The organism is Coleofasciculus sp. G2-EDA-02, assembly GCF_040226375.1.
In the GTDB taxonomy this organism is placed as follows: domain Bacteria; phylum Cyanobacteriota; class Cyanobacteriia; order Cyanobacteriales; family Coleofasciculaceae; genus Coleofasciculus.
Genome location: NZ_JAVKEW010000076.1, coordinates 1 through 5562, shown reverse-complemented (window position 1 = coordinate 5562; position 5562 = coordinate 1). Strand labels below are relative to the sequence as shown.

5 protein-coding genes are annotated in these 5562 nt (G+C 43.9%); 1 reads left to right on the top strand and 4 read right to left on the bottom strand.

Annotation, left to right across the window (positions count from 1 at the left end; all coding sequences use genetic code 11):
• Positions 1-89: 89 nt before the first annotated feature.
• The 4 genes from RLO19_RS07975 to RLO19_RS07960 form a co-directional block, all read right to left on the bottom strand.
• A complete protein-coding gene (locus RLO19_RS07975) occupies positions 90-359 on the bottom strand; it encodes an indolepyruvate ferredoxin oxidoreductase subunit alpha (protein ID WP_446355354.1) in 270 nt (89 codons plus the stop codon).
• A 238-nt stretch (positions 360-597) separates the two neighbouring features.
• Positions 598-765, bottom strand: coding sequence for a hypothetical protein (locus RLO19_RS07970; RefSeq protein WP_446355353.1), 168 nt, complete (start codon positions 763-765; stop codon positions 598-600).
• A gap of 232 nt (positions 766-997) precedes the next feature.
• On the bottom strand, positions 998-2800 hold the full coding sequence (locus tag RLO19_RS07965) for a right-handed parallel beta-helix repeat-containing protein (protein WP_446355351.1): 1803 nt from the start codon (positions 2798-2800) through the stop codon (positions 998-1000).
• Positions 2801-3121: 321 nt separating this feature from the next.
• Positions 3122-4495 (bottom strand): aldehyde dehydrogenase, encoded by a 1374-nt coding sequence (locus RLO19_RS07960; protein WP_446355350.1) that lies wholly within the window; start codon positions 4493-4495, stop codon positions 3122-3124.
• Between the two features lie 54 nt (positions 4496-4549).
• Here RLO19_RS07960 and coaE point away from each other — a divergent pair, with 54 nt between their 5' ends.
• Positions 4550-5164, top strand: a complete 615-nt coding sequence (gene coaE, locus RLO19_RS07955) for a dephospho-CoA kinase (protein WP_446355348.1) — start codon at positions 4550-4552, stop codon at positions 5162-5164.
• Positions 5165-5562: the final 398 nt, after the last annotated feature.

Here is a 5562-nt window from a genome sequence, read left to right as displayed (position 1 = left end):
CTTGGGTGTCATGACCAAAGGAAGCGTAGCCAACCTTGCCAGATGGTAGGTTACTCTTTTTTACGGCTGAGTCTGCACGCTCACCCCACCTACCCAAAATGCTTAGTTTTGGGTAGTTGTGGGTAGACATTTACGAGCGGTGTTTTCTGTAACTCCGGTCGTTCTTCCGGAACGATCGCGCCTTCTACGGGACATACCTGTAAACATATACCACAATCTATGCAGGTATCGAAATCAATCCAATACCAGTCTGTCCCCTTGACATTTTTGCCAGGACCTGGGTGAATGCAAGCAACTGGACAAGCATCAACGCAATCTGAAACACCTTCACAGGTTTCCGTAACAATAGTGTGAGACACGGTATTCCCTCTCGTAGTTACATGACATTTGGCAAACGTCATTTCGGTAAAGGGTTATCCCCCATGGCTTTTATGTTACTACATTAGACACCGTTCCTAACCCCGCACGGGCATAGATTACGTTTCACCTTCTCTCTTGTGTCATTCCTCAACTATAGCTGCGTCAACAAATGGATCTCTTTCCAAAAGCAGGTCTAAGTTAGTGATATTTCTGGAGCAAATAATCCGTGTCTACATATTATAGCAAGTGTAATTGAGCGGATTTGATATGAATGAGACTCGCCTCTGGTGTATCTTTGACTTCTCGGCGAGTTTTTATCAGGAAGCCGCCGATGACATAAGCTGCCAATAAGATTGCGATCGCGATGACAACCTGAAGCAAAATATTAATTGGGTGTTTTTTCATAGTTAGATGTTAGCTGTTCAGTTATTTCTGCCTTCTTGCATTACAGCAATAAATTTCAATATTTATTGGCAAAATGTACGGTTATTTCCTAACCTATTAATTTTTATCGGTTTGGTTTTACCTTTGCCTCTACCTCAGGGTGTAATACGAATGGCGTTCAATTAAGGGAATGGCGCTGAATTAAGATTGGTGGGCAATGCCCACCCTACGGTATAGCAATGGTTTCGGCGATCTAGAACGGCAAATTTTCAGTATTCCAAAAGATATCGTGAGATGTTGAACGATTTTGGATCAAACTAATTCCTAAGTATTTATTGTCAAACAAACTATTCCTTTGGATAAAATTATCAATTGCGTCAGCCATTCCCCCAGGAACGGTTTCCATGGTCGTAATTTGAATGCCATTAGCTCCATTATGGTGGATTATGTTATTTAAAATTTGGGTGTTAGTAATAGAGGCATTAAACCCTGCTTCATCCCCCCTTGCTTCTAAACGAATTCCATTATGACCATTATTCGCGATCGCATTCCCGGTGATCCGCGTTCCCCGAATCAAAACATCCATCAGCGGTAATACAGTTCCGGGAGTATAAATATTAGAAAATATGGCTATTCCATCACCACCATTGGCGATATTAATTCCACTGGGATTAATACCAATATAATTGTTTTCAATCCGGTTATCCCAGGGCTGTGTACCAAATCCTCGGTAGATATGAATTCCGTGGCGACGGTTCCCGCCGATAACATTATTGCGAATTTGGTTCGCGGGCTTCTTAATGCCAATACCATCCGTGCTTAAGATAGGACTTAATGCCACTGTGCCTGTAATATCTGTGCCAATTAAATTATTTTCAATGGTATTTTCAATTGCCCCCCATTGCAGGGTCAGATTGGCTTCTGTATTTCCTTGGCAGCGAGCATTCCCGGAAATTAAATTATAGCGTACCTTGTTCAGGCGTGAAGGTGCATCAGAGCGGGTTCCACCAATCAGAAAACCATCAATACAATTACCTAAAGCGACGGTTCCTGTATAATCAGTACCAATATAATTACATTCAACTAAATTGTTGCTGGCATAATTGGAAAGCCAGACATTTGTCCTGTGGCTTCCGGCGATGACGTTACCTCGAATAGTATGGTTTTGGGCAGGATATCGAGAATCTAAAGGGGCAAAATTGCCATTCCCAATCACTACACCATGACCCCCTTTTTCCGTGGTATTCCCCAATACCTCTTTACCTGTGTAATCAGTACCAATAAAATTATTTACAATAGTATTGCCTTGCTGATCGGCATTGGCATCACCCTTAAGGAGGATACCTAAAAATTGATTCCCAGAAATAACATTGTTTTTAATGATAGTATTATTGGGATTTGTGGTTTTTCCCGCCTCAATCACCACACCTTTGTTATTACCAAGGGCGACTGTGCCACTGATATCCGTACCAATATAATTGCTGTCAATGATAATGTGGCTGGAGTTATTTAAGATTTCGATACCAGAACGTTGAAACCGATTAATTACCAGTCCTCGGATGATAACCTGATCCGCATCAATGGTAATACCACTTACTTTACCCGCCGCCGCACCGTTTAACTCAATTACAGGACGACTAATTGTTATTCTTTGAGCTGGAAGAGGAACACCACTTGGGTTGGGACAAGTTAGGGAATGGGTTCTGGTAGTTTGGAAACCGGGTTGAGATGTTCCATCAATAACCACCGCCTCTGTTATAGTTGGTAATGGGGAATTGAGGATAATGCTGGGTTGAATTGATTGAATATTGAACGCGATCGCATCAATGGTAGGATGGGGAGAACCTGTCCTACAATCGCCGTTTGTGGTATCCCTATTCCTGTTGGCGTTGTTAATCGCTTCGCCCAGGGTGCAATTGCCATCGCCAGCGTTGATATCATCGGCAGTTGTATTAACCACAATACCAGCGGTTTGTGCCACAGCACTATCCATGAGTAGCGACAAGCTGCTAACCAATAAACCAATAGATGCTAGAGTTTTTAGGCGCTTATACATAATAACTTTTTCGACGTAGCGCTACCCCAAAAATAATTGATCATGCCGTTGATAGGGTTAGCCAATTATAGAAGGAAATGGTATTAGGATGAGGAATATGACCCAACTCGTTTTCTCATCGGGTACGGCGTCTGTGTAAGGGCGGGTTTTATCGCAACCGCCATAGCTGTTAGGACACATCATTTATGTAGAGACGTTGCATGCAACGTCTCTACAATGGTGCCGAAAGTCCTAATCGATGTGTCTACTGCCATACTATGATTGTTTCTCACCTCAGCAAAATGTGACTAAACCCACCCCGACTGGGTTTTGAGTTTTAAGCTAGCCAATGATTCGCTTAAACAATGATAACTTGCCGTTGTAAGGTGGATACCGCCAATTTAAATCGAACCAAAATCCCTTTTTCAATACACTCTTAAAGTGAGAAAATGTATCAAAACTGGCTTTACCATGATAGTTCCCCATTCCACTATCGCCAACACCACCAAAGGGTAAGGTTGTCACTCCAACTTGCATCACAGTGTCATTAAGACAGACGCCACCGGATGAGGTTTGCTGCAAAACTTGTTGCTGTTTGTGTTTATCTTTGGAAAATAGGTAGAGGGCTAAGGGTTTAGGGCGAGCATTAATCTGCGCGATCGCGTCATTGAAATTGCTATACTCTAACACAGGTAAAATCGGACCAAAGATTTCCTCTTCCATGACAGGTGAGTCCCAAGAAACTCCATCAATCACAGTTGGTGCGATATACTTATCTTCTGGTCGAGTTTGTCCGCCAATGACAATTTCTCCTTCCTGCAACAGAGGAACCAGCCGATCAAAATGTCGATGACTTATAATTCGGGCATAGTCCGGACTTTTCTCAGGTTCCTGACCATAAAAGTCTTGAACACATTTTTTTATTTCTGTCAATAAATCTGACTTAATTCGGCGATCAACCAATAGGTAGTCTGGGGCGATACAGGTTTGTCCCGCATTCAGATATTTTCCCCAAGTAATCCGTTTAGCCGTGTATTTGAGATCAGTATCCGCATCGACAATACAGGGACTTTTACCGCCTAATTCTAACGTGACAGGTGTCAGATGTTTCGCGGCGGCTTCCATGACGATTTTGCCGATCGCGGTTCCCCCGGTAAAAAAGATGTGGTCAAATTTTTCCGCCAAAAGTGCTTTACTGGTATCAGCGTCACCTTCGACAAGGGCGATATAAGCCGGGTCAAAGGTTTTGTGGATCAGGTTTGCGATCGCGGCTGAGGTATGGGTAGAGATTTCCGAGGGTTTGAGTATCGCACAGTTTCCCGCTGCGATCGCGCCGACTAAGGGAGAAATCAATAACTGGAACGGGTAATTCCAGGGGGAGATAATCAGCACCACACCCAAGGGTTCAGGATAAATCTTAGCCGAGGCGGGGAATTGTTCTAATCCGACAGCCACCTTTTTCGGTTTAACCCAAGATTTTAGGTGCTTGATGGCGTAATTAATTTCCGTAATCGCCGCGATTTCAAAATAGGCTTCAAACTCCGGGCGCCCTAAATCAGCTTTAACTGCATTGATAATCGCCTCTTGATCATCAACAACGGCTTGTTTGAGTCGTTTTAGCTGTTCGATGCGCCACTTGACATCCTTGGTTTTCCCTGTGGCGAAAAAATCCTGTTGTTTGCGGATAATATCAGTAACTGGTACTTGGGTCAGCATTCTGGCGTCCTTTACGGCTTCAACTTATACTTATTGTGATAGCGTACTCTAGCCTTGAGTGAATCAATCTTGAAACGGATTATTGGGTTAACCGGAGGGATTGGCACAGGCAAAACGACGGTTTCTAATTATTTTGCCGATACCTATCAGCTTCCTATTTTAGATGCGGATATCTACGCCAGAGAAGCCGTGCAGCCCGGTTCACCGATTTTGAACCGGATTATTACTCGCTACGGTTCTGATGTACAATTGCCTGATGGTACACTGAACCGCAAACGCTTAGGGGAGATAGTTTTCCCGAACCCAGGGGAACGCCAGTGGTTAGAACAACAGATCCATCCGTATGTGCGCGATCGCATTAAGTCTCAACTCAATACAAGCGAGTCTCCGACTGTGGTTTTAGTGATACCCTTATTGTTTGAAGCCAATATGACGGACTTAGTGACAGAAATCTGGGTTGTCAGTTGTCCCCAGGAACAACAAATCCAGCGAATTCGAGAACGCGATCGCTTATCTGTTGAACAAGCTCAATCTCGTCTGGATAGTCAGCTTCCTTTAGCCGAAAAAGTGGCGCGTGCTGATGTGGTTTTAGATAACTCTTACACTCGCGACTCTTTACTTCAACAAGTTGATCGGGCTTTAGGTCATTATACAAATACATATACCTAGAACTCAAGGGATGAGGGCGCAAGCCTTGCACCCCTACCCCTACATTCGTGCCTTTTATGGGTGTACTATCAGCACTTGGAATTGACTTCTCCCCCGGTTAAACTTGCCCTCGAACGAAGTGAAGGGACGCGGGGGATTCTAAGAGGATACTACGGGACGAACTAAAGCCGCGTCCCTTCGTTTTGCTCGTCTTCTTATAGTTCCAGAGAAAAACCCTGGATGGCGCAGTCAAAAACGCCCTACTGACGCAAGGCTCAATCAAGACCTAACTGTATCTCTACTTATGGTTATATTATATCACTTAAGAATGTTATTGCGGGATAAATCCCGCTGTCTTTACGACTTGCTCGGTTTCATCCCTCGGATAAATCACGAGGGAGCCTGCACCATCGCTTATG